At 61.9% G+C, this 24,265-nt stretch carries 23 protein-coding genes; 19 read left to right on the top strand and 4 right to left on the bottom strand.

Annotated features, from left to right (window positions below; genetic code table 11):
* The 5 genes from WCT10_01840 to WCT10_01820 are packed head-to-tail and all read left to right on the top strand — an operon-like array spanning position 1 to position 3,884.
* Positions 1 to 1,152: a SufD family Fe-S cluster assembly protein gene (locus WCT10_01840; protein ID MFA6603567.1), complete on the top strand. Its 1,152-nt coding sequence runs from the start codon at positions 1 to 3 to the stop codon at positions 1,150 to 1,152.
* Positions 1,149 to 2,384, top strand: a complete 1,236-nt coding sequence (locus tag WCT10_01835) for a cysteine desulfurase (GenBank protein MFA6603566.1) — start codon at positions 1,149 to 1,151, stop codon at positions 2,382 to 2,384. Before WCT10_01840 ends, WCT10_01835 begins: the two co-directional genes overlap by 4 nt.
* The gene (locus WCT10_01830) at positions 2,381 to 2,827 is read left to right on the top strand and encodes an iron-sulfur cluster assembly scaffold protein (GenBank protein MFA6603565.1); all 447 of its coding nucleotides are present in this window, start codon (positions 2,381 to 2,383) and stop codon (positions 2,825 to 2,827) included. Before WCT10_01835 ends, WCT10_01830 begins: the two co-directional genes overlap by 4 nt.
* Complete coding sequence (sufC, locus tag WCT10_01825; GenBank protein ID MFA6603564.1) at positions 2,824 to 3,591, top strand: Fe-S cluster assembly ATPase SufC; 768 nt, start codon at positions 2,824 to 2,826, stop codon at positions 3,589 to 3,591. Before WCT10_01830 ends, sufC begins: the two co-directional genes overlap by 4 nt.
* A 2-nt stretch (positions 3,592 to 3,593) precedes the next feature.
* Positions 3,594 to 3,884: a metal-sulfur cluster assembly factor gene (locus WCT10_01820; protein MFA6603563.1), complete on the top strand. Its 291-nt coding sequence runs from the start codon at positions 3,594 to 3,596 to the stop codon at positions 3,882 to 3,884.
* A gap of 93 nt (positions 3,885 to 3,977) precedes the next feature.
* Here the strand turns inward: WCT10_01820 and WCT10_01815 are convergent, their stop codons facing one another.
* Positions 3,978 to 5,093 carry an amylo-alpha-1,6-glucosidase gene (locus tag WCT10_01815; GenBank protein ID MFA6603562.1) on the bottom strand — a complete coding sequence of 372 codons (1,116 nt, stop codon included), beginning with the start codon at positions 5,091 to 5,093 and terminating at the stop codon, positions 3,978 to 3,980.
* Positions 5,094 to 5,173: 80 nt separating this feature from the next.
* Here WCT10_01815 and WCT10_01810 point away from each other — a divergent pair, with 80 nt between their 5' ends.
* Together WCT10_01810 and WCT10_01805 are read left to right on the top strand one after the other, a co-directional pair.
* Positions 5,174 to 6,682, top strand: coding sequence for a leucyl aminopeptidase (locus WCT10_01810; protein MFA6603561.1), 1,509 nt, complete (start codon positions 5,174 to 5,176; stop codon positions 6,680 to 6,682).
* Between the two features lie 19 nt (positions 6,683 to 6,701).
* A complete protein-coding gene (locus tag WCT10_01805) occupies positions 6,702 to 6,941 on the top strand; it encodes a glutaredoxin domain-containing protein (protein ID MFA6603560.1) in 240 nt (79 codons plus the stop codon).
* A 52-nt stretch (positions 6,942 to 6,993) separates the two neighbouring features.
* Here WCT10_01805 and WCT10_01800 read toward each other — a convergent pair whose 3' ends face one another.
* Complete coding sequence (locus tag WCT10_01800; protein MFA6603559.1) at positions 6,994 to 7,584, bottom strand: Fe-Mn family superoxide dismutase; 591 nt, start codon at positions 7,582 to 7,584, stop codon at positions 6,994 to 6,996.
* A gap of 167 nt (positions 7,585 to 7,751) precedes the next feature.
* Here WCT10_01800 and WCT10_01795 point away from each other — a divergent pair, with 167 nt between their 5' ends.
* The 7 genes from WCT10_01795 to WCT10_01765 all read left to right on the top strand — a co-directional run bounded on the left by WCT10_01795 (position 7,752) and on the right by WCT10_01765 (position 14,656).
* Complete coding sequence (locus WCT10_01795) at positions 7,752 to 8,747, top strand: SPFH domain-containing protein (GenBank protein ID MFA6603558.1); 996 nt, start codon at positions 7,752 to 7,754, stop codon at positions 8,745 to 8,747.
* Positions 8,748 to 8,863: 116 nt separating this feature from the next.
* Positions 8,864 to 10,078, top strand: a complete 1,215-nt coding sequence (thiI, locus tag WCT10_01790; GenBank protein ID MFA6603557.1) for a tRNA uracil 4-sulfurtransferase ThiI — start codon at positions 8,864 to 8,866, stop codon at positions 10,076 to 10,078.
* A 33-nt stretch (positions 10,079 to 10,111) separates the two neighbouring features.
* Positions 10,112 to 10,795 (top strand): 16S rRNA (cytidine(1402)-2'-O)-methyltransferase, encoded by a 684-nt coding sequence (gene rsmI / locus WCT10_01785; protein MFA6603556.1) that lies wholly within the window; start codon positions 10,112 to 10,114, stop codon positions 10,793 to 10,795.
* Positions 10,796 to 10,843: 48 nt separating this feature from the next.
* Positions 10,844 to 12,388 carry a methionine--tRNA ligase gene (gene metG, locus WCT10_01780; GenBank protein ID MFA6603555.1) on the top strand — a complete coding sequence of 515 codons (1,545 nt, stop codon included), beginning with the start codon at positions 10,844 to 10,846 and terminating at the stop codon, positions 12,386 to 12,388.
* A 10-nt stretch (positions 12,389 to 12,398) separates the two neighbouring features.
* Positions 12,399 to 12,911, top strand: coding sequence for a CvpA family protein (locus tag WCT10_01775; GenBank protein ID MFA6603554.1), 513 nt, complete (start codon positions 12,399 to 12,401; stop codon positions 12,909 to 12,911).
* Positions 12,912 to 12,942: 31 nt separating this feature from the next.
* On the top strand, positions 12,943 to 13,782 hold the full coding sequence (locus WCT10_01770) for a TatD family hydrolase (protein MFA6603553.1): 840 nt from the start codon (positions 12,943 to 12,945) through the stop codon (positions 13,780 to 13,782).
* Position 13,783: 1 nt separating this feature from the next.
* A complete protein-coding gene (locus tag WCT10_01765) occupies positions 13,784 to 14,656 on the top strand; it encodes a TatD family hydrolase (GenBank protein ID MFA6603552.1) in 873 nt (290 codons plus the stop codon).
* A gap of 137 nt (positions 14,657 to 14,793) precedes the next feature.
* Here the strand turns inward: WCT10_01765 and WCT10_01760 are convergent, their stop codons facing one another.
* Entirely contained in the window at positions 14,794 to 16,164 is a 1,371-nt protein-coding gene (locus tag WCT10_01760; protein ID MFA6603551.1) for a J domain-containing protein, read from the bottom strand.
* A 327-nt stretch (positions 16,165 to 16,491) separates the two neighbouring features.
* Here WCT10_01760 and WCT10_01755 point away from each other — a divergent pair, with 327 nt between their 5' ends.
* Positions 16,492 to 18,291, top strand: coding sequence for a hypothetical protein (locus WCT10_01755; GenBank protein MFA6603550.1), 1,800 nt, complete (start codon positions 16,492 to 16,494; stop codon positions 18,289 to 18,291).
* Between the two features lie 128 nt (positions 18,292 to 18,419).
* Entirely contained in the window at positions 18,420 to 18,890 is a 471-nt protein-coding gene (locus WCT10_01750) for a hypothetical protein (protein ID MFA6603549.1), read from the top strand.
* Positions 18,891 to 19,202: 312 nt separating this feature from the next.
* On the opposite strand, the gene WCT10_01745 is transcribed toward WCT10_01750, so the two are convergent.
* Positions 19,203 to 19,544, bottom strand: a complete 342-nt coding sequence (locus WCT10_01745) for a response regulator (protein ID MFA6603548.1) — start codon at positions 19,542 to 19,544, stop codon at positions 19,203 to 19,205.
* 76 nt (positions 19,545 to 19,620) lie between these two features.
* Here WCT10_01745 and WCT10_01740 point away from each other — a divergent pair, with 76 nt between their 5' ends.
* The 3 genes from WCT10_01740 (at position 19,621) to WCT10_01730 (ending at position 24,262) form a co-directional block, all read left to right on the top strand.
* Positions 19,621 to 22,596, top strand: coding sequence for a UvrD-helicase domain-containing protein (locus WCT10_01740; protein MFA6603547.1), 2,976 nt, complete (start codon positions 19,621 to 19,623; stop codon positions 22,594 to 22,596).
* Between the two features lie 109 nt (positions 22,597 to 22,705).
* Complete coding sequence (locus WCT10_01735) at positions 22,706 to 23,089, top strand: hypothetical protein (GenBank protein ID MFA6603546.1); 384 nt, start codon at positions 22,706 to 22,708, stop codon at positions 23,087 to 23,089.
* Positions 23,090 to 23,203: 114 nt separating this feature from the next.
* Positions 23,204 to 24,262 (top strand): rod shape-determining protein, encoded by a 1,059-nt coding sequence (locus WCT10_01730; protein ID MFA6603545.1) that lies wholly within the window; start codon positions 23,204 to 23,206, stop codon positions 24,260 to 24,262.
* The last annotated feature ends 3 nt before the right edge of the window (positions 24,263 to 24,265 follow it).

Here is a 24,265-nt window from a genome sequence, read left to right as displayed (position 1 = left end):
ATGCTGATTCGCCATCAAGATGAAAATCCGATCGTCGGTCGACCAGAACCGCGCTGGCTCCGCGCCCGACGGCTGGCCGCCTGGCAGCGCTTCCAAAAGCTCGCTGACCCTGATTTCCGTTATGGCCAAGGGACCGGTTTCGACCCGAAAACCATCCGCCTGCCTTATCAAGCGATGACCCGCGGCGAAAAATTGCCCGCCATGGCCGGGTCAGTTCCGGCTGGACTGGAATCAGGACTGAAAGCGTTCCCGGTCAGCGAACTGGATCGGCTCTGGAGCTGGCACGCGGCGACCGCCTCGCGAATCCGCGTCATCACGGCTGCCAAGGATGAACATCTGAAAAGCCCGCTCCGTCTGGAGACCAAACTGCTCTCTAATAAGAGCGCGCAAGAACTGACGGTCGTGAATGCCGCGGCCGGCAGCGAACTGGCGATCATTGAACATGTTTCCGGCGCTGGCGAACGCGCCGCCGCGACGTTCGTGAACGCCGGCGACAACGCCAAGGTCACGATCATTTCGATCCGCGACCTGGAGCGCCACAGCACGGAATTCGTCCGGTGCGACGCCAAGCTTGGCCGGAATGCCAGGGTCGTCTGGCTGGAGTGCGTGCTGGGCGGATCTTTCGCCTCGAGCTCGATCACGAACCGCCTGCTCGGGCGGGGAGCGGCGGCCGTGGCCCGCACGATCTTCTGCGGCAGCGGCTCCTCGCGCTTCGAATTGACCCAAACGGCGCAGCATCAGGCCGACACCACCTCTTCGGACCTCCTGGCCCGCGGCGTGCTGGATGGCGCGGCCCGGTCGCTTTATCGCGGCCACATTTCCGTCGCGCGCGGCTGTCCGGGTTGCGAAGCACATCAAAAAGAGGATACACTACTCCTCGGCGAGCGCGCGGAAAGCAGTGCAATCCCTATTTTGGAGATCGAGACGGATGAGATCGAATGCGGCCACGGCTGCACGGTCGGCCGGCTCGAACGCGACCAGTTGTTCTACCTGATGTCCCGCGGCCTCGACGAACGGACCGCGACGAAACTGCTGGTCGAGGGTTTTTTTCAGCCAATCGTCTCCGGCATGCAGCATTTCGGGCTTGAAGAGATGGTCTCTTGTCTCATCGCCGGCCAACTGGCTCCAGCCACATCCTACCCATGCCTATGAAAGGAATGTTATCGAAAAAAGAGGTCCGGCAGTTGCGCCGGGAATTCCCGATGTTCGCGGCCCAGAGCCGCAAGCCTTTCGTATACCTGGATTCCGCGGCTTCGTCGCAGACCCCGCGTGCGGTCCTCGCGGCCATGGATGGTTTTTATAAGAAGTATCGGGCCAACGTCCATCGCGGCATGTATCCCGCTAGCCTTCGGGCCACGGAAACGTACGAAGCGGCCCGGATCCCGGTCGCCAAACTCATCGGCGCCGATCCCCGGGAGATCGTCTTCACCCGCGGCGCGACCGAATCCCTGAATCTGCTGGCCTACACGCTGAGCCGCAGACTCGGCCCGGGCGACGAGGTGGTCGTTTCGATCATGGAACATCACAGCAATCTGGTGCCGTGGCAGCAGCTCGCCCGCGAGCGCGGTTTTGCCGTGAAATTCATCGGGGTCACTCCCGACTTCCAGCTCGACCTCGCGGCGGCGGCCAAACTCATCACGCCCGCGACCAAAGTGGTCTCGGTGATGCACGTTTCGAACGCCCTGGGCACGGTGAATCCGGTCGAAAAACTCGCCGCTCTGGCCCACAAGCAGGGCGCGATCATGATCGTCGACGCCGCGCAATCGGCCGGCCATCGTCCGCTCGACGTCAAAAAAATGGATTGCGATTTCCTGGCTTTCTCCGGCCACAAGATGTTCGGGCCGACTGGCAGCGGCGTGCTTTACGGCAAGCGCAGCCGCCTCGAAGAACTGCCGCCGTTCCTTTATGGCGGCGACATGATCCTGGAAGTTACGCGGGAGAACGCCGTCTGGAACGAAGTGCCGTGGAAGTTCGAAGCCGGTACGCCGAACATCGCCGGCGGCATCGGTCTGGGCGCCGCCGCCGAGTTTGCGATCGCTCTGGATCCGGCCGTCATCCACGAGCATGAGCTGGCGCTGGCCAGGATCGCGATGGCGGAACTGTCCAAGATCCCCGGCGTCAAACTCTACGGCCCGCCGGCGGGATCCGAACGCGGCGGCGTGGTCTCGTTCACGCTCGGCGACATCCACGTCCACGACATGGCCAACATTCTCGGCGACCAGGGCGTCTGCGTGCGCGGCGGCCATCACTGCGCCATGCCGCTCATGCGGCAACTCGGCATCAATGGGACCACGCGCGCGAGTTTTTCGATCTACAACGATACCGACGATATCGCGGCGCTCGCCGCCGCTGTCCGTCGCGCCAAGAAGCTGTTCAAATTATGAGTCCGCGGGCCAAGAAAAAAACCGCCGCGCCGCCGCGAGCGACGGCGAACACCGACATCGAAGCGATGTACCGCGAGAACATCCTCGATCACTACCGGTCGCCGCGCAATTTTGGCGAACTGCCGCACCCCAGCTTCCGCCAGCGCGAGGCTAATTTCAGCTGCGGCGACGACGTGGATATCCAGGTGCTCGTCGATCAGAAACAGCGGATCTCCAAGGTCATGTTCAACGGCCGTGGCTGCGCCGTGAGCCAGGCCGCGGCTTCGCTGCTCACCGAGAACGCTGTCGGTCTGACGTTGGTCGAAGCCTCCAGACTCGGACTCAGCGACATCGCGGGCTGGCTGGGCGTTGACATCGGGCCGGCCCGGATCAAGTGCGCCACCCTTGCGCTCAAAGCGCTGCAGGCCGGCATCACGGACTACCAGAAGAACCACGGCTTATGAAGACCACCGCTCTCGAGATCAAAAAAATAACGGTCAGCCGCGAGGGGCGGGAGATCATCCGCGGCCTCGATCTGAAACTGCCGGCCGGCGAACTGCACGCGCTCATGGGACCGAACGGATCCGGCAAGAGCACGCTCGCGAACGCGCTCATGGGCCATCCGAAATACGCCGTGACCGCCGGCAAGCTCGCGCTGGATGGCCGGGACATCACCAAGCTCGCGGCTGATGAACGTTCGCTCGCCGGTCTCTTCCTGTCCGTCCAGAATCCGCCCGAGGTCGCCGGCGTGAGCGTCTCTTCGTTCCTGCGCGCGGCGGTGAACGTCCGGCGGACGAAGCCTTTAAGCGTCGTCGAGTTCCACGCCCTGCTGAAACAGAAGATGGCCGGACTGAACATGCCGGACAGTTTCGCGTCCCGCGGGGTCAACGAAGGTTTCTCCGGCGGCGAACGGAAGCGCCTGGAGATGCTGCAGCTCCTGCTGCTCGAACCGCGCTATGTACTGCTCGATGAGATCGATTCCGGACTCGACGTCGACACCCTGAAAATCATCGCTGCGACCATCGAGGCGCTGCGCCGCGCCGGCACCGGCGTGCTGCTCATCACGCATTCCACGCGCCTGCTCGAATATCTCAAACCTGATCGCGTCCACGTCCTGGCCGCCGGCCGGCTGGTCGCGAGCGGCGGAGCCGAGATCGCGGCTCAGATCGAAACAGCGGGATTCGAAGGTTTCACCAAGGCGCCGGTGAGCGGCCGCTGCAAAAAATGACCATGGTCACTGAAGCCCAGATCATCGAAGTCTTGAAGAGTCAGCTCGATCCTGAGCTGGGTATTGATATCTATACCCTCGGATTCATCTACAAGCTCGATTTCGATCAGAAAAAACAGGCTGTGGCGCTGACTATGACTTTCACGACGCCGCTGTGTCCGTTCGGGCCGGCGATGGTCAAGGAGATCACGAAAAAATTGAGCGCCCTGGGACTGAAAAAAGTCTCGATCCGGGTCGTCTTCGATCCGCCCTGGAAACCGAGCGCTGAGGTCAGACAGATGTTGGGGTTGTAGAAAGCTCAGAAGTCAGGGAGAGACGGAGCGAATAAAAATAGGGGACCGCGCGGTCCCCATTTTTGTTCACGGCTTCCTGATCGCCGCCGTTCCTTAATCTTCCAGCAGCCCCAAAAGCGCCGCCGACGCGCAAGCGTGCGGACATGGCACTTCCGGTATCTCGCTCAGCTGACCGGCGGGGCTCACGGCATAATATTCCGGCAGGCGGCCGAGTTCGCGATACGCGCGCAACAGCCCGGTCTTGATCAGCGTCTGTTCGCGCCGCCGGCCGGCGAGGCGCAGGCCCTCGCTGATGATCCAGTTGTCGAGCGGTCGGACCGCGCCCTGCTGGGGCAAGGATGCACCAAAAGACCGATCAGCGCTCGATCTGGTCCGGATGCCGTACGGCGTGAAGAGATCCGCGCGGAACAACCGGCGAATGATCTGCTCAGTCTGGACCTTGTTCAGGATTCCGGTGAACAGGAGCTGGCCCGGAAACGACGTGACCGCCGCGTCCATGTTCCGGCCTTTCATGGCCAGGGCGAAGTACCGGTCTTTTCTGATCCAAAAATCGCTGGATAATTTTTTTTGCAGACCGGCAGCCAGGCCGTTCCAAGTGTCCGCTGCGTCGGCTTCGCTGAACCGCTCAGCCAGGGCCGCGGCGCGCCGTAGAGCGGCGTAAGCATAACCCTGGATCTCCACCGCGGCGACGGTAGCGGGACGGATCTTCTTGCGGTGGTTCAGGACAAGCGTTCCTGGCTTGTCGCCAGCTCGGAAGAGCAGTCCGGAATCGCCGGTCCGGATATTCTCGTTGATCCAGCCGCAGGCGCGGCTGATCAGCGGCCATAACAGGTCTCGCAGCGTCCGATCTTTGGAATCGGCAAGCAGGCGGCAGGCGATCAGGATGAAAAGTGGCGTGGTCTCCAGGACCTGAAAATCCGAGGTCAGCCACGGCGACCAAGGCGTGAGTTGCGGCCGGCACGAAGACGGGATCATGCCCGGAGCTTCGCCATTCACCGGATCATGGACCTGCCCCTGAAAATCCTTGAGCGTCAGCAGGGCGAGGCGAGCCGATTCCGGTTCCCGCTCGAGCCTTTGCCAGGCCAAGAACAGCGAGTCCAGCGCGTTAAGGCGTCCGGGATCGGTCTCCGCGTGCAGACAACCCGAAGACGGGTCGCGCAAGCTGTCGACTTCGGTCCGGAGTCTGGCGGTGATCTCTTCGTACGCCATAGGTCAAGTGGCGTCATTGTAACACGTAATCGGTCGTATCTGTTATAATTCATTCATTAATAATCCGCCAACCCGAAATTATGCTATTAGAAACCAAGGTCGTGGCCTCGCTCGCCGCGCTCGAAACCGGGCTGCTCGTCATTCCGCTGCCGCTCGGCGCGAAAACATTGCCGCGAGCCGCCGTGGAGATCGACAAGCAGCTGCACGGCCGTTTGACCAAGCTGCTGGTCGAGGAAAAACTGACCGGCAAAGAAGGCGAGTCGGCCTGGCTCACCGCCGACGGCGCGTCGAAGATCAGGAAGATCCTGCTGCTCGGCACCGGGGTGAAAGCGTTCACTGCCGGCGCGGCCCGGCGTTTCGCCGCCACGGTCCTGGGACAGACCCGGGCGCTCAAAGCCGCCGATACAGCTCTGCTCCTGCCGGAGACGCTCGGTTCGCCGCTCCGCGAGGTGGCGGCCGCCGTGAGCGAAGGCGCGAGGTTAGGGGATTATCGTTTCCTCAAATACAAGGAGGTCGAAGCGAAAAAACGCGCCGACCGCGAACCCAAGATCCTGCAACTGCTGCTCGCAAACAAAAAATTGGTCCTGACCGCCGAGCGAGGCCTCGAAGACGGCGAACTGAACGCCCGCGCCACGATCTTCGCACGCGACCTGGTGAACGAACCGGCTTCCGTGACCACGCCGAAATATCTGGTCGGCGTCGCCGAGACGATCGCCGCCGCGGACCCGAAGCGCCTCAGCCTGAAGATCCTGGAGAAAGACCAGCTCCAGGAACTCGGTTTGGGCGGCCTCTTGGCCGTGGCCCGGGGCTCGGACGAACCGCCGTACCTGATCCATCTGACCTATAAACCGGCCGGTAAGCCGCGCAAACACCTGGCGCTCGTCGGCAAAGGCCTGACCTTCGACTCCGGCGGCTTGTCGCTCAAGCCGTCCGATTCCATGGAAGACATGAAGATCGACATGGCCGGAGCGGCCGCCATGCTCGGCGTCATGAGCGTCATCGCCGAGCTCGCGCCGGACATCGAGGTTCACGGCATCGCCGGCGTCTGCGAGAACATGCCTTCGGGCAAAGCCGTCCGTCCCGGCGACGTCGTGAAGACCATGTCCGGCAAGACGGTCGAGATCCTGAACACCGACGCCGAAGGCCGCGTGACGCTCGCGGACACGCTTCATTACGCGCTGCAGCTCAAGCCCGATCAGATCGTCGATCTCGCGACGCTCACCGGCGCCTGCATGACCGCCCTGGGTCAGGAAGTGGCCGGCGTGCTCGCGAATTCCAAACCGCTCGCGGCCAAGATCATGAATTGCGCCGCTGCCGCCGGCGAGCTCCTCTGGCAGCTGCCGCTGCAGCCGGAATACGCTGACAGCCTCAAGAGCCGGGTCGCGGACCTGAAGAACATCAGCGGCACCCGCTACGGCGGCGCGATCACGGCCGGGCTGTTCCTCAAGGAATTCGTCGGCGACGCACCCTGGGCGCACCTCGATATCGCCGGACCGGCCTGGGCCGAAAAAGAATCCGTCCCGCACCAACCGCTCGGCGGCACTGGTTTTGGAGTCCGGACCATGATAAAATTGATCCAGAGTCTCTAATCACTGAGCGACCAGACCTATGGCCAAAACCGTGACCGTTTATTCGACCCCGACCTGCCCCTACTGCAAGATGGCGAAAGCCTATCTCGAGGAGCATCAAGTGAGCTTCAAAAACATCGACGTTTCGACCGATCGCGAAGCCGCCGCGGTCATGGTCGAAAAGTCCGGCCAGATGGGCGTGCCGGTTCTCGACATCGAAGGCCAGATCATCGTCGGCTTCGACAAGGAAGCGATCGCTCAGGCGCTGGAACTTAAATGACAGCATTCAAAAATCCGCCCGGTTCAACTGGGCGGATTTTTTGCTGCTCCGGCTACAGGTTGAACTTGCCGAGCAGGCCGTTCGGCACCGACCAATCCAGGTTCGCAAGGAAAGTCTCGATATATTTCTTGCGCGCCGTGGCGTAATCCAGGAAGTAGGCGTGTTCGTAAACGTCGAGGACTAGGAGTGGAATAGCGCCCCAGACGCCGCCCTGGTTATGGACGTCGCAGACGTAATTGTGGAGCCGGCCGTCGTTCAGATCATAAGCCAGCACCACCCAGCCGCGCGCCGCGAGGCCGCAAGCCGCGACCTCGGCCGCCCATTTCTCATAGGACCCGAAATCGCGCGCCAGGAGTTCGGCGATGCGACCCTCGGGTTTCGAACCGCCGGCCTTGAGATTGTCGAAGTAGCGTTCATGCAGCACTGCGCCGTTCAGAGCGAAAGTCTCTTCAACCTTGAGTTCGCGCAGGTCACTGTGCGTGGCGTTGGCCTTGGCGAGGTCGACGGCGGCGAGCGCGGCGCGGATCTCACCGATCTTTTTGACGTAGCCGGCGTAGAGGACGTCGTGATGCTCGGCGAGCTGGCGTTCGGATAGGCCGGGCAATTCCTTGTATTTGAGCGGCTGCAGGACGATGTCGTTCATATGGTACCGATAAGGTTATTGATCTTCCGACGCCGGCATTTTAGCACATCCGCAGGGGAAAAGAACGGTTGACAAACGGCCGCGCTTGAAATAAGTTGCCGAGCATCACCGTCGACAGGCCGCATCACGCGGCCGGACGGCGACGATCCTTTCCAAAAGGAGGAGTCATGTCCGAGTGGTCAGCGTCCGATTACGTCCTGCTCGCCGCCGGCATCGTTGCCGGCATCTTTGCCCTCATCACTTTTCTCGGCTCGTTCTTCACCGTCCCGCAGCAAAGAGTGGCGATGGTCACCCGGTTCGGCAAGTTCGTCCGGGTCGCCCACGCCGGCCTCAACTTCAAGATCCCCTGGATCGAAAGCGTTGCCGGCTGGATGACCCTGCAGTACTGCGAACTGAAGGTCGAGGTCGAGACCAAGACCCAGGACAACGTCTTCGTCAAAGTGATCGTCGCTGTCCAGTACTATGTGCTGGAAGACCGCGTCTACCAGGCTTACTACAAGCTACGCGACGCGACGAAGCAGATCACTTCATTCGTCTACGACGTCGTCCGGGCGCGCGTGCCCAAGATGAAGCTCGATGACGTCTTCGAAAAGAAGGATGAGATCGCCGACGCGGTCAAGACCGAACTCGCCGAGATCATGGACGACTTCGGCTACGGCATCCTGAAGGCGCCGGTGACCGACATCGATCCGGACGCCAAGGTCAAGACGGCCATGAACGAGATCAACGCCGCCCAGCGCGAACGCGTCGCGGCCGCTGAGAAAGGCGAGGCGGAGAAGATCCTTCAGGTCAAGAAAGCCGAGGCCGAAGCCGAGAGCAAGAAGCTCCAGGGCGAAGGCATCGCCAATCAGCGCAAGGCCATCGTCAACGGCCTGCGCGAATCCGTGGAGGCTTTCACGCAGTCGGTCGACGGCACCACGGCGAAGGATGTCATGCAGCTCGTGCTCATGACCCAGTACTTCGACACCCTGAAGGATATCGGCGCGAGCGCCAAGACCAGCGCGGTCTTCGTGCCGCATTCGCCGGGCGCACTGGCGGATCTCTCGAGCCAGATGCGCGATGCCGTCATCGCCGGCAATCAGGTCGGCGGCGCGCCGAACGCTCCGGCTGCCGATCCGAAGAAGAAGTGCGGCGGCGATTGCGGCAACTCTTCCGGCTGCTGACCGGCGCCGAACGGATTCAAAGCTTACGTACGCTGGAGGCATTCGCGATGAATGCCTCTTTTTTTGATCAGCGCCGATTGCCAGATGCGGCGGCTTCTGCTAAATTAGGCGAAATTATGTTCGACACGATCATCATCCGCACCGCCGAGGTCTGTCTGAAGGGCGGCAATCGCGGTCTGTTCGAAAAACAGCTGCTTCGCAACCTGCGGGACCGGCTCGCGGGACTGGCCGAACTCCGCTGGCAGCGCTCTCAAGGACACATCGCCGCCACCGCGCCGGGCGGACTCAGCGCGGAGCTGGCTGCCAGACTCGGCGAGCGCATCCGCCAGGTCTTCGGCGTCGCGAATTATTCTTTCGCCGAGCGCTGTCCGGCCGACCTCGCGGCCATCGGGGCGCTTGCCGCCGCCAAACTCCAGGGCGCGAGCGGCACTTTCAAAGTGCGCGCCCGGCGTTCGGATAAATCCTTTCCGCTGGCCTCGCCCGAGATCGGCGCCCGCGTCGGCGCCGCGATCCTTGAAGCCCATCCCGAGCTCCGCGTGCAAATGGATGATCCCGATCATCTGGTCCAGGTCGATGTCGAACCCGGAGCTGCGTTGATCTCCGCCGGCCGCCTGTCGGGCCCGGGCGGCTTGCCGGTCGGCACGGCCGGCCGGGTCATGGCCCTACTTTCGGGCGGCATCGATTCGCCGGTCGCGGCCTGGAAAGTGATGCGCCGCGGCTGCCGCGTCGACCTCGTGCATTTCCACAGCTATCCCTACACCGGCCGCGAAGCCATCGACAAAGCACGCCGCCTCGCAGCGGTCCTCGCCGACTGGCAGGGCCCGACCGCGCTCTGGCTCGTGCCCATCGGCGACCTGCAGCGCGAGATCGCGGTCAAGACCGACCAGGCGCTCCGCATCATCCTGTACCGCCGGTCCATGATCCGCCTCGCGGAGCAAGCGGCCAAGCAGACCGGCGCGCTCGGCCTCGTCACCGGTGACAGCATCGGCCAGGTCGCTTCCCAGACGCTCGAGAATCTCGCCACGGTCTCGGCCGTGGCGTCGCTGCCGATCTACCGTCCGCTCGTCGGCGACGACAAGCAGGATATCAGCGACCAAGCGAAACGCATCGGCACTTTCGGCATCTCCATCGAACCGCACGCGGATTGCTGCAGCCTGTTCCAGCCGGACCGGCCGGCGACGCGAGCCAGCGCGGCGTTCGCCGCCGCTGAAGAAGCCAAGTTCGATCTGGCGAATCTGCTCGAGATCTCCTGGAAAGGCGCCGAGAAGATCATCGTTGACCCGACCTGGGCGCAGCCGAGGATCGATCGCCAGACGCCGCCGCGACAGTAGTTTTTCCGCCTTATTGATGTTATACTGGCCGCCATGGGCACGCTTTATCTCATCGCCACGCCAATCGGCAACCTGGAGGACGTGACCGTCCGCGCTTTGGCCGTGCTCGGCCAGCTCGACCTGCTGCTCTGCGAAGACACGCGCGTGACCGTGCGGCTTCTCGAACGCTATAACCTCTCGATCCCGCTTGAATCCTACCGCGACGAGGTCCACCGCCAGCGCATCGACCGCATCGCCGGAATGCTCCGCGAAGGCAAGAAGATCGGCTTCGCTTCGGACGCCGGCACGCCCGGCATTTCCGACCCCGGCGCCTGGCTCGTCCGCGACCTCTTGGCGCTCGCTCCGGAGACGCAGATGATCCCGATCCCCGGACCGTCCGCTGCGGCCGCCGCGCTGTCCATCGCCGGCTTCCCGGCCGACGAATTCGTCTTCTTCGGATTCCCGCCGCACAAGAAAGGCCGCCAGACGTTCCTGCGCGAGATCCTGGATCAGCCGCGCACGGCGGTCGTCTACGAATCCACGCACCGGATCGAAAAACTGCTCACCGCGTTCGCCGAACTCGATCCCGACCGCGATCTCTGCGTCTGCCGCGAACTCACCAAGATCCATGAGACCGTTTATCGCGGCAAAGCCGCCGAGGTCCTGGAGGCTCTGGCGAAGACCAGCACCAAAGGCGAATTTGTCATCGTCATCGACAAGAAAAGAGACCGGAAATGACCCGCTGCTCCCATGAGCTGCGTCCGCTCCGGCCAACTGACCGAACCTATGACCGCGAATAAAAAATTCTACATCACGACGCCGATCTACTACGTCAACGACCGGCCGCACATCGGCCATACTTACACGACCGTCGCGGCCGACGTGCTGGCGCGCTACCACCGGCTCCTGGGCGAGGAGGTTTTTTTGCTGACCGGCACGGATGAGAACAGCCAGAAGAACGTCGCAGCCGCGGCCAAGGCCGGCGAGAGCGACATCGGCAAATATCTCGACGAGATGAGCGGCGTCTGGCGGCAGACCTGGTCCGAGCTCGGACTGACCTTCGACGGCTTCATCCGCACGACCGAGCCGCGCCATATCGCCGCGGTCAACAAATTCTGGGAAGCGGTCAAGACCAACCAGCCGGACGACATCTACCGCGGCGAGTACAGCGGCTTCTACTGCGAAGGCTGCGAGGCGTTCGTCACGGAGACTGATCTCATCGACGGCGACTGTCCGATCCACAAGAAACCGCCGAAACAGATCCGGGAAAAGAACTGGTTCTTCCGCCTGTCCAGCTACCGCCAGAGGCTGCTCGACCACATCGACAGCCACCCGGATTTCATCCGGCCGGAATCGCGGCGCAACGAGGTCCGGAGCTACGTCGACAAGTTCATGGCTGACATCAGCATTTCCCGCGAATCGGTGAAGTGGGGGATCCCGGTTCCGGGCGATCCGAAGAGCGTCATCTACGTCTGGTTCGACGCGCTCATCAATTATCTCTCCGGCATCGGCTACGGCACGGACGACGCGCGCTTCGCCAACTTCTGGCCGTCCCAGGTCCATCTCGTCGGCAAGGACATCATCAAATTCCATTGCGCCCTCTGGCCGGCGATGCTTATGGCCGCCGGACTGCCGCTGCCCGAACAGGTTTTCGCCCACGGTTTCTTCACGATCAACGGCGACAAGATCTCCAAATCTCTGGGCAATGCCATCGACCCGCGCGAGCTGGTCAAGAAGTTCGGTTTCGATCCGATCCGCTACTTCCTGCTGCGCGAGATCAATTTCGGCCAGGACGGCGACTTCTCGTTCGAACGCCTGAGCGGCCGCTACCAAAACGATCTGGGCAACGAACTCGGCAACCTGCTCCACCGCGTCCTCTCCATGACCGAGAAATATTTCGACGGCCTCGTGCCCGCGGACGGCGGCGGCTGCGCCGAAGCTCCGATCGACCAGGCCAAAGACTGGGCGGACTACGAAGCCGCCCTAAGCCAGGCCGATTTCGGCGCCGCGCTCGAGGTCATCTGGGTCGGCCTGCGCTGGGACAACAAACACATCGACGAGACCAAGCCCTGGGCGCTCGCGAAGACCGACCGCCCGGCGCTCGCGAAGACCATCTACTACCTGCTCGAGCACCTGCGCCAGACCGCCTGGATGCTCCGGCCTTTCATGCCCGACGTTTCCGCCCGGATGCTCGAACAGCTGGGCGCGGCCGCCGCGGACGCCAAAAAATCCTGGTCCGAGGCCAAGGTCTGGGGCGGTTTGCCGGAAGGTGCTAAGATAGCGAAAGGCGAGCCGCTTTTCCCGCGGATCGAAAGCGAGAACAAGGCTTAACTCGACGCTTATGTCGGTGATCGATATCGCGATACTGGTCCTGCTCGGCGGGTTCATCCTGGCCGGCTTCTGGTTCGGTCTTATCCACATGGTCGGCGCCCTGGTCGGCCTGTTCGTCGGCGTGGCCGTGGCCGGGCATTATTACGCCGGCGTCGCCGCCTGGCTTTCGCCCCTCATCGGCGACAACCTCAGCCTGGCTTCGATCCTCTCGTTCCTGTTCCTCTTCCTGCTCACGGGAAAACTTTTCGGGCTGCTCCTCAGCCTCATCGACAAGGTCTTCAAGATCATCGCCATCATCCCGTTCACCAAGACCATCAACCGCCTGCTGGGCGCCGCCTTCGGTTTGCTCGAGGGCACCCTGTATCTCAGCGTCGCCGTCTACTTCATCAGCCGCTTCCCGGTGAGCGTGGCTTTCGATCTCCTGCTGCAGAATTCGCCGTTCATCCGGCCGCTCGCGCTCATCGGTTCGCTGTTCTCGCCGCTGCTGCCGGAAGCCGTCCGGCTCCTCAACTCCGTGATCTAACTTCGGACCGTTCCGCGCCGGCTCGCGCCTTATGCCCAAATACATCGACACTCACGCCCACCTGGATTCGGACATCTACGCCCAGGATCTCGACATCGTCGTGAAGCACGCCCAGCAGAACGAGGTCTGGGCGATCACGCTCGGCAGCGACTACGCTTCGTCGAAACGCGCGGTGGAGATCGCCGAGCGCTACCCGAACGGCGTCTACGCGGCCATCGGCCTGCATCCGCTCAAAGTGAGCGCCGAAGAACTGGCGGAGGACAAGCTGCTCGACCTGGAAAAATTCTCCGAGCTGGCCCGGCATCCGAAGGTCGTCGCGCTGGGCGAGTGCGGACTCGACTATCACGAACTGCCCGACGTGCCGCGCCGCCACCCGCAGGCGCACCTCGCGGAACTCATCAAAGCGAACCAGAAAAAGGTCCTCCGCAAATTCCTCCAGCTGTCGGAAGAGCTGCGGCTGCCGCTCCTTCTGCATTGCCGCGAGGCGCACGACGATCTGCTCGAACTCCTCGAGACCTGGGACAAGACCTCGCGCGGCTTCGACTGCCGCGGCATCGTCCACTGCTATTCCGGCAACTGGAAACAGGCGCGCCGCTATTTCAACGTCGATTTCATGCTGTCACTCACCGGACTGCTGACCCACGGTTCCTATCAGACCGAGATCATCAAGAAAGCGCCGCTCACTAGACTGGTGCTCGAAAGCGACTGTCCGCACCTGACGCCGGACCCGTTCAGCATCCGCCGCAACGAACCGAGTTATCTGCTCTCCGTGGCCGCCGCCGTGGCCGGGATCCGCGGCGCGAGCATCGAGGAGGTCTCCAGAACCACGACCGATAACGCGCTCAAGGTCCTGAATAAATTGCGTCCCTAGTATGGCCCCGGCCCAACTCAAACTCATCGACGCGCATTGCCACGTCAATTTCAACGCGTACCAGGACGACGCCGAAGCGGTCATCCGGCGTTCTTTGGAGCAGGGGATCGGCCTCATCACGGTCGGCACGCAGCGCGACACGAGCGCGGCGGCGGTCGACCTGGCGGAGAAATACGACGGCGTCTGGAGCATCATCGGCCTGCACCCCATTCATCTGTTCGAGCGGGAGGCCGACGAGGAAGAGACCTCCGCTCAGGGCAGCGAGGAGATTTTTGACGCCGCGCGTTACCGCGAACTCATCGGCCGCTCGTCGAAAGTCGTCGGCCTCGGCGAATGCGGCCTGGATTATTTTCATCGTCCCAAAAATGTCGCTGAAGCCGAATTCAAGGCCCGCCAGGCGCGGGTCTTCCGGTCGCATCTCGACCTGAGCCTCGAGACCGGGCTGCCGGTCATGATCCACTGCCGCGACGCGCACGACGACGTCATCGCCATCCTCGAAGAGTATCGCACCGCCGGCCGCCCGGTGCGCGGCGACATCCATTGTTTCACCGGCTCCTGGAAGGACGCGGCGCGCTATCTGGATCTCGGATTCTATATTTCTTTCACCGGCATCGTGACCTATCCGCCGCGGGCCGCGGACAAAGCCAAAGGCGAGGTGTTGGCCGACATCGCGCGGCAGGTACCGCTCGACCGACTGATCGTCGAGACCGACGCACCGTATCTCGCGCCTGTGCCGCATCGCGGCGAACGCAACGAGCCCGCGAACGTGAGATTCGTGGCGGCCGAGATCGCCAGGATCAGGCAGTTGCCGGTCGAGGAGGTCGCGGCGCGGACTTTGAAGAATACGGTGGGATTATTTGGGTTGAAAGTATGAACAGAGACGAAGTCATGGAGTTACGAAGAGACGAAGCCATCTGACTCCGCAACTTACCAAAATGTAAAAGCGGCCCGACGAGTGTCGGGCCGCTTTATTAGGCGAGAAAGAACTGGGTAGGATGATGATCGCTTCGGCTACTGGCCGAGTTTCAGGCTCTGAAGCTGCTCGGCGAGCGACTTCTGGCCATTCTCCTCGACCGGCTTGGCCTCGACCTTGGCCTGCTTGGAGGCTGCGGCCGTGGTCTTCGCCTTGTCGCCGTACTTGGCTTCGAACTTCTCCTTGGCGGTCATCGCGCTCATGTCCTTCTTGGCGGCTTCGGCCTTAGCTTTGGCTCTGGCCTTCTTGGCGGCTTCGGCCTTGGCCTTAGCCTTGGCTTCAGCAGCTTCCTTGACGGCGACGCGCTTGTCCCGCTCGACCTCATCAGCCAGGTCCTTGGTGGAACTCACGCCGCAGACAGCGGCGACGAGCATCTCAGCGATGTCCTCGACGCCGGGCTTCACGACGACCGACGATCTCGGCTTCGCCACGGGCTTCGGAGCTTCGGTCTTGACCACGGGGGTCGCGACCTTGGCTGTTTCGGCCTTGGGCTTGTTCGCCGCGACCGGCTTCTCTGCGCTCCGACCGCGCCGCTCGATGAGTTCGAGAGCCCGTTCGTGCGCCTCGGTGAGCGCCGCGAAGTAATTCTCGGCATTCTTGCGGACCAAGACCGGAGCCTTGTCCTTGCCTCCGAAAGCCTGGAGTACGCGATCCGGATGGACCGCTGGCGCCTTGGACTTGTACGCGCGCCGGATCTCATCGGCTGTCGCTGTTTCCGGAACCCCGAGGATCTCGTAGATGTTGCGATACCGCCGGACATCCTCGACATCGCTTTCGCTGCGCGGCGTGCCGAGCGTACCCAGCTTGGCCATCGTATCGCGAACGATGACGAAAGCCAGATCCTTGAGACTGAGCTCACCGGCCACTTCCGCCAACGTTACGAGACCGGTCTGTGAGGTTTGAGCCTCGATCGTGAGCGGCAGCGCGAACGCCACCGTTCCCGCCTCGCGCAACAGACAGGTAACCGGCTTCTCGACCGGCATCTCGACGCCGTCGTCGGGGAACACGGCCTGGCCGTTGTCCCAGGCGATCAGCCGCACGCTTTCCTGGCCGTTCCGGTCCTGACGATTCTGCTTGCGGAACGTCAGCGTGGCCACGAGGCAGGTGCGGAGCTCGCTGGCAGCGACCCACTCGCTGGGGGACAGCGTGTAGGGCAGCGCCGGCTTGGCAAGACCGACCTTGCCGCGACCGACGGATCTCACGGAGCAGAGATACTTGGTGCCGGCCTTGGGGTGGAACCGGCGCGTGCCGGGGTGGACCACCGTACCGTCGCCCAGGTAGCTGATCATCCGTTTGTGGCCGTCGAACGTCTGTTCGGCGAAGACGATCTCGATCTGCTGGCAGTTCTTGCCGTTACCGGCGTTGACTTGGGCGCGCTGCTGATTCTTCTGGTTGCGGTTCTGGCTCATCTGACTCTCCTTAGCGCCGAAGCGCTTCCGTGCCCTCCGTAGAGGGGTGAGTGGCGCCGCAGTTCCCGACGGGACCAGCGGCGTGAATCGCGCGACAGCCCCACCATGGAGCCGCCGCTTATCGCTATTGTGCTCTATGTGAAACGTCCTTGGCCGCCGCTTACGCGATGGCTCGGAACGCTTAGTGCGATCATCAATTATGAAGGAACGATAACGGCTTAATATAGCACAAAATACCTGTCTTGTCAAGACTCGCTGACAACTTTACGGATTGACGTCCAGGCTGAATTTTGGTAACCTATAGAGGTATATCCTTCAAGTATATCTATGGCCGACCCCAAACGGACACGACCGGATGAGCAGGCTGAACCCGGAACCGGAACCGCTATCGTTGAAGAAAGACTGAAGGTGGTCGCCGGGCTTTACGCTGCCGGCGGCGCTAAACCTGATTTTTCCTCGATCTGGCAAGACGAGGATTTTCTAAAACTAGACGAAACGGCGCAGGCTGATCTGAAGGCGCGCTACGCCGCCGACCAGACCGAACCGGAGACTTTTGAAGAGACCCGGCCGGAGAATGAGCCGGCACCTGAACCCCGGCAGCCGGAAAAAAGAGAGAACGTCGAAAGGACCCGCCAGCGGCCCAATAAATGGGTCTTCCAGAATTATCTGTTGAAACCCGACCGGGAAACGGGCGGCTTTCTGATTTTCGAGACCAAGCAGCGGCTGAACGAACAGACCGGCCAACCCGAGATCACCCGGCATCCTCAGCGGACCGCGATCCGGCTGCCCGAAGCCCTGGCCGCCCAGATCACTTCCGGCGAAGTGTCCCCGGAAGAAATGCTCGCTTACTGCGAAAAACTGCGCCGCAGCCTGGACGGCAAAGAGAATGAAGGCGGCCTCCGCCTGCATTTCGATCCGCAGCGCAGCCAGGATGACGCGCCTGATGTCTGGCTGCCCAAGTGGAAATACGGCCGCAAGGAAATTTCCGGTTCGAAGAGTCAGCTCGTGCCGCAATACCAGATGATCAACATTGGCGAAGAACCCTGGATCGAAAAGAAAAGCCGGTCAGCCGACCCGGATATCCTGCCGCCGAACCTGAACCAGATCGCCAATGATTATTGGCGCGAAGGCGGCCGGCAATATTGGAGAGAGAACCAGACCTGGAAAGACTGGTACGGCAAAGCGCTGCAGCGCAAACGGGAAGATATCATCACCGCGGAACTGAACCGCGGAGGTTTCGGCGTCGCGGCGGCCGCGGAAACCGACCGACCGGCGACTGAACGCCAGGAAAAGGCCGCGCCGAAAATTTTAGTGCCAGCGCCTGAACGCGAAGAACAGGCCGAACCGCCGATTCCGGCGCCGACCCTCAAAGCCGAGACCGCGCCAGTGGAACACCGCGACAAGCCGCCTCGGCCGCCAAGGATCGAAAATGCTCCGACGCAACCGGCCAAGGTTGAGAAAAAAGAATCCGCCCGGCCGCTGGAAGCGTCCCAAGTCGCCCGCGATGCCTCCGCGTTCATCCGCCATCTGCGCCTGGCTTACGAGCCGCTCTACGCGAATTCGCCGGACAGATCCGGCCTCGCCACCCGCCTCGTGGACGCGACCCTGACGCTGCTTGAGGAACAATACATCAACCGCGGCCAGCTCCGACCCAAGACCCGGCTCGACCGGGAGAACGACGGCGAATACCGGACGCTCGTGGCCCGACTCGTCAGCTTCGGATCGCGGCACCCGCGGCTGGAGCGCTTCCAGGAAGCCAAGATCGTCCCTCTCGACGACAATCGGGTGGTCTTCGAGCTCGACAATAGCGGCACCGAAGCGCTGGCGCGCACATTCATCCATTCCATCCGCGAACTGGTGGCCGATACTTTGGAACAGCGCGGAATGGAAGCGTCCGGGATTGAAACCGAGGCCGAGGAGATTGACGCTGACGCCAAAGAGGAAGCCGTCAAGGTCATGGTCAAAGTTCTCAACAAAGCCAAAGATCCGGCCGATGCGATCATCGGTTTCGACGCCGTGAAAGGCCTGTTGAACATCAACGATCACCGGAAACTGGGAGAAAAGATCCTCTTACTGTATTCAGCCAAGAAAAAGCCATCCGATCTGGCCCAGAAAGCCCAAAAATAAGCTCCGCCGATCAGGCGGTTGCCTGCCGGAAATGACGCCGTTTTAAGCGGCGTTATTTCATTTGACGCCAGCCAGCTGATATGTCAGGTTAGAAATACGCTCTTTCAACAACAGATCGGAGAGACGCAATGGCAGAACTGACTGACCTTGCTAATTGGGACGGCGTCATTCTGAAGAGCACAGATGTCGGCGGCTGCGGCAGGAAAAGCAAAGCCGACCTCATCTACAAGGGGATCCAATACGCCACGGAAGGGGAATTCCTCCTGGCTCAACTTCTCCATAAGATGAAGGTGGCGTTCACGCCGAACGTCAAATTCGTCCTGAGACGCCCGCCGCAGCGCACGGGACACACGGCCGTCATCTACGTGCCTGACTTCATCTTCGACAAGCAGGCTTTCGTCTGGCGCGACGAGACGACTGGCCAGGAAGAGGTCATCCACGGCCTCGAAGCCAAAGGGATGAATTCCGACTTCAAGGCCAAAGCCAAAGAAAAGGTCGCCCTGCTCAAGACGAACTACGGCATCAACGTGAAGCTCGTGGGCACCAAGCAGATCCGCGCCTGGCTTGCCGCCGGCACTCTGCCCATGCGGCCGCTCTGAGCGTTGCGCTCTCTAAGACCAGCCCCGCGTCGTCCTGACGCGGGGTTTTTCATAATTAATAACGAGAGAGTGAAGGAGTGTGGGAGTTGGGGAGTTATGATTGCTCCCTGACTCCACCACGTCGCTCGCGAGCGACATGACTCCGTCTCTCCCACACTCCTGCACTCCAGTACTTCAGCACTCCTGCACTCCAGTACTTCAGCACTCCTGCACTCTCCAACTTTTAATCCTGCCCCCATCCGGGTACAATGAACGCTGTCGTCAGTTTCCAGATATAAGAAAACCCCCTCCTGAAAGAGGGGGCTGAGACGTTCAGTCCGAACGTCTGACGGCGTCGATCAGCCGCTCCAGATGGAACGGCTTGGCGATGACATCATCGGCGCCTGGCACCACATCCAGCCAAGACTGGCCGGAAACGACGACCATCCGCTGGCGGAAGCCGCGCTGGCGCAGGCCGCCGATGAGCTCGGCGCCGCTCTGGCCAGGCATCTCCATGTCCGTGACCATGACGTCGAACTTGATGCCGGAAGCAATGAGCTTAAGCGCTTCTTCGGCGCTCGCGGCCTCGCAAACCTCGTGCCCTTCGGCCGACAGGCATTCGCGGAGCAGTTCCCTGATCACCTGATCGTCATCAACCACGAGTATCCTGGACATCTGATCCTCCTTTGGATTAGAAAGTACGAAATACGCGACATCCAATCTAATCACGAGTTAACCCCGCAGTCAAGGTGTGACCGTCAAAAAGAGCAAACCCGTGCCGACCGTCGAAACGCCGCCAGCCGCGGCCACTGATCCGTTGTTGGCCGATCTGAACGCCGCCCAGCAACAGGCGGTCGTCCACGGCGACGGACCGTTGTTGATCGTCGCTGGCGCCGGGACCGGCAAGACCATGGTCATCTCGCGCCGCATCGCCTGGCTGGTGCAGACCGCCCGCGCCAAACCGGAAGAGATCCTGGCGCTGACCTTCACCGACAAGGCCGCCGGCGAAATGGTGGAGCGGGTCGACGCGCTCCTGCCTTTGGGTTACACCGATCTTTGGATCTCGACTTTCCACGCTTTCTGCCAGCGGATCCTGCATGAGCACGCGCTCGAGATCGGCCTGCCGGACGACTTCCGGCTGCTTAACGAGACCGACGCCTATCTGCTCGTCCGCCGCAACCTCGACAAGTTCGATCTCGACTACTACCGGCCGCTCGGCAATCCGGCCAAGTTTATCCACGCGCTGCTCGGCCATTTCTCGCGCGCCAAAGACGAAGCCGTCTCGCCGGAGGAGTATCTTGAGTTCGTGAAGAACGCCGCGCTCGATCAGGACGTGGCGACCGAGGCCGAAGAACGGTCCCGGCTCGCCGAGATCGCCAACGCCTACCACGTCTACCAGAAACTACTGCTCGACAACGGCTGTCTCGATTTCGGCGACCTGCTGCTCTACACCTTGCGGCTCTTCAAGACGCGCCGCCGCTTGCTGGACAAATATCGTGCTCAGTTCAAACAGATCATCGTCGACGAATTCCAGGATACGAACTGGGCGCAGTACGAACTTCTGAAACTGCTCGTGCCTCAGGATGGCAACATCGTGGTGGTCGGCGACGACGACCAGGCCATCTACAAGTTCCGCGGCGCCTCCGTGGCCAACATCCTGCAGTTCAAGGATGATTTTCCGGACGCCGCCGAGATCCTGCTGACCCAGAACTACCGCTCGCGCCAGAATATCCTCGACCGAGCGCATGATTTCATCAAACAGAACGACCCCAACCGCCTTGAAGTCCGTCTGGGCGCGGCCGCGAGCAAACGACTGCTGGCCAACCGTCCGGGCGTCGCCCCGATCGAGCACCTGCATTTCGCCACCGCGGAGGATGAAGTGGCCGGCGTGGCCGATCGCATCACGGAGATCAAGAACGGCCTCCAAGACGGCCAGTGGAGCGACTTCTGCATCCTGGCGCGCTCGAACTCCAGCGCCGACGCCTTCTCCTATGAACTCCAGCGTCGCGGCATCCCGTACCAATTCCTGGCGCTCAAAGGCCTCTACGCCAAGCCGGTGGTGCTCGACTGCCTGGCCTATTTCAAACTGCTCGACAACTACCACGAGAGTCCGGCGCTCTACCGCGTCCTGTCCTCGCCGCCGTACCGCATCGACGGCGAAGACCTGGTCAATCTGACGCATCAGGCCCGCCGCAAGGCCGAGTCGCTCTACGAGACGCTCAAGAAACAAGAACTACTGCGGCTGAAACCGGAGACGAGCCGGACGATCGACCGCCTGCTCGGCCAGCTCGCCACACATTCCCAGCTCGCCGGCCGCAAGAACGTCTCCGAGATGCTGGTGCGCTTCCTTTATGATTCCGGCTACGCGGCCGAACTCAAACGCGACGACACCGCCGAGGCGCGCGAACGCTCGAGCCATCTGAACCAGTTCCTGTCGCGGCTGCGCCGGTTCGAAGCCGGCCACGACGAGCCGACGCTCCGCCACTTCATGGAAGAATTCGCCATCGAGCGCGATTCCGGCGACGAAGGCTCGCTCAGCTTCGACGTCGAGACCGGACCGGACATGGTCCGGCTCATGACCGTCCACGCGGCCAAAGGCCTCGAATTCCCGTATGTCTTCGTGGTCAACCTGGTCGACAAACGCTTCCCCTCGATCGAACGCGGCGGCGGCATCGAACTGCCGGACGCGCTCGCCAAAGAAAAGATCCCCGAAGGCGACATGCATCTCGAAGAGGAACGCCGCCTGTTCTACGTCGCCATGACCCGCGCCAAGGACGGCCTGTTCTTCACCTCGGCCGAGGATTACGGCGGCAAGACCAAGAAAAAACCGTCGCGCTTCATCGCCGAGCTCGGTTTTGAGCCGACATCCGCGGCCGCCCCGTCCGTAGAAACGCTGCCGGATCTCCCGGCCGCCAAGGGGCCGTCAGCCGCGCCCAAACTCGCGCCGCCCAATTACTTCAGTTTCACGCAGCTCGCGGCCTACGCCAAATGCCCGCTGCAATATAAATACGCCCACGTGCTGAAACTGCCGCTCTTCGGCAAGGGCCACTTCAGCTTCGGCAAGACCATCCACTCGACGCTCCAGAAATTCATGGAAGAATACGCCGACCGGCGGGGGATGGGCCAACAGCAGTTGTTCGGAGCCGCCGCCGCGGCGGACCAGGACGCGGTGCCGGTCTCGCGCGAAGAGCTCGAGAAGATGTACGAGGCCGCCTGGATCGACGACTGGTATCCGACCGCCCAGATCAAGGACAGCTACCGCAAGAAAGGCCGCGCCATCCTCGATTCGTTCTACAGACGCGTCACCGAACTGCATCCGGAGCCGCTCTTCCTTGAAAAAGACTTCAAGGTCAGGCTCGGTTCCTACTGGGTGCGCGGCAAGATCGACCGCATCGACAAGCTGCCGGGCGGCGAAGTCGAGATCATCGACTACAAGACCGGCCAGTCGAAAGGCGAGACCAAGGTCAAGGCCGAGGACAAGCGCCAGCTGATGCTTTATCAGATCGCCGCGGGCCGGCTCCTGGGCCTCAAACCCGGCCGCCTGACCTACGAATATCTGGAGGACGGCACCAAGGTCAGCTTCCTGGCCAAAGACGACGAGCTAGTCGCCTTCGAGGAGGGCGTGAGCGCGGAGATCGACCGGATCCGTGGCGGCGACTACACGCCGACGCCCGGTCGCCACTGCGATTTCTGCGACTTCGCGGATATCTGCGAGTTCAGGGGATGATTCGAAGTGACGGAGTCATGGAGTGACGGAGTCAAGATCTTTTCCGACTCCGCCTCTTCGTCTCTCCCTGACTCCGTCTCTTCGCAACTTATGATATAATTCGGCCATTATGACGTTGCGCCAATACGTCGGCTTCATGTCCGCGAGCACGGCCGCCACCTGGATCGGTGTCGGTCTGATCCTCCTAGCGGTCGATCCGGACCGAGCCCACGCCATTATCATCGCCATCTTTTACCTCTGCCTGTGGCTCGCGCTCGTCGGCACGCTTTCACTCGGCGGTTTTGCCGTCCGTTATCTGTTGCTTCGGAACGACCCGCTCATCACGCGCCAGGTATTGGTCTCCTTCCGCCAGGCGATCCTGCTCGCGCTGTTGCTCGTCGCCGCCTTATTCCTCCAGAGCCGAGCGCTCCTCACGACCTTCAACTCCATACTCATGATCGCCGCGCTGACACTCGTCGAATTCTTCTTCATATCGCTGTCCGTCCGCCGCTGATCATCGCGTCGTTTTAGGGCAAGCTCAGGCCTGAAGCCGGTCTTGCGCCATTGCGTCCGGGCGGCTATACTGCCTGCGGATCGAAAATGGCTTCAAGCCTAATGAACACGCAAAATGTTCAACAGTTTTTTCGGAAAATTCTCGACTGACCTGGGCATCGACCTCGGAACCGCCAACACTCTCGTCTATTGCAAGGACAAGGGCATCGTTGCCAATGAACCGTCGGTCGTCGCCGTGAACACCCGGACCGGACAGATCCTCGCGGTCGGCAACGCCGCCAAGGACATGATCGGTAAGACGCCAGCGCATATCGCGACCGTGAAACCGCTCGTCGCTGGCATCATCTCCGACTTCGAGGTCACGGAAAAAATGCTGCGTTACTTCATCGAGAAGATCAACTCGAATTCCTTCCTATTCGCGCCGCGGCCGCGCATCATCATTGGCGTGCCGCTCGATCTCACCGAAGTCGAACGCAAAGCCGTCGAGGACGCGGCGCTCAACGCCGGCGCCCGCGAGGTCTTTCTCGTCGAGGAACCCATGGCCGCCGCCATCGGAGCACGTCTCCCGATCACGGAACCGGTCGGCAATATGGTCATCGACATCGGCGGCGGCACCACCGAGATCGCCGTGATCTCGCTCGGCGGCGTCGTCACCTGGAAGTCCCTGCCGATCGCCGGCGAGGTCCTGAACAAGAACATCGTCCAGTACGCCCGCGAGAATTTCAACCTGCTCCTCGGCGAAAAAGTGGCGGAGAACATCAAGATGAAGATCGGTTCGGCCGCCGACACCGGCGAGCCCATGCAGATGGAGATGCGCGGCCGCGACATGATCACCGGCCTGCCGCGCGAGATCATCGTCACCGACGAACAGATCCGCGAAGCGCTCGCCAAATCGGTGCGGACCATGGTCGAGAACATCAAATCCACGCTCGAGGTCACGCCGCCGGAACTGGTCGCGGACATCTACGAGCGGGGGATCGTCATGACCGGCGGCGGCGCGCTGCTCCGGGCGCTCGACTCGGTCATCTCCAAGGCCGCCGAGATTCCGGTCCGGGTCGCCGACGATCCGCTGACTTGCGTCGTGCGCGGCACCGGCATCCTGCTCGACAATCCTGAACTGCTCCGGGATATCGCGCTACCATCCTCGCAGGAAGCCGAGAACAACAAACGCTAGATT

It is taken from the genome of Patescibacteria group bacterium (assembly GCA_041667185.1).
Classification (GTDB): Bacteria; Patescibacteriota; Patescibacteriia; order SG8-24; family SG8-24; genus JBAYFM01.
This window is presented reverse-complemented; position numbering and strand designations above follow the sequence as displayed.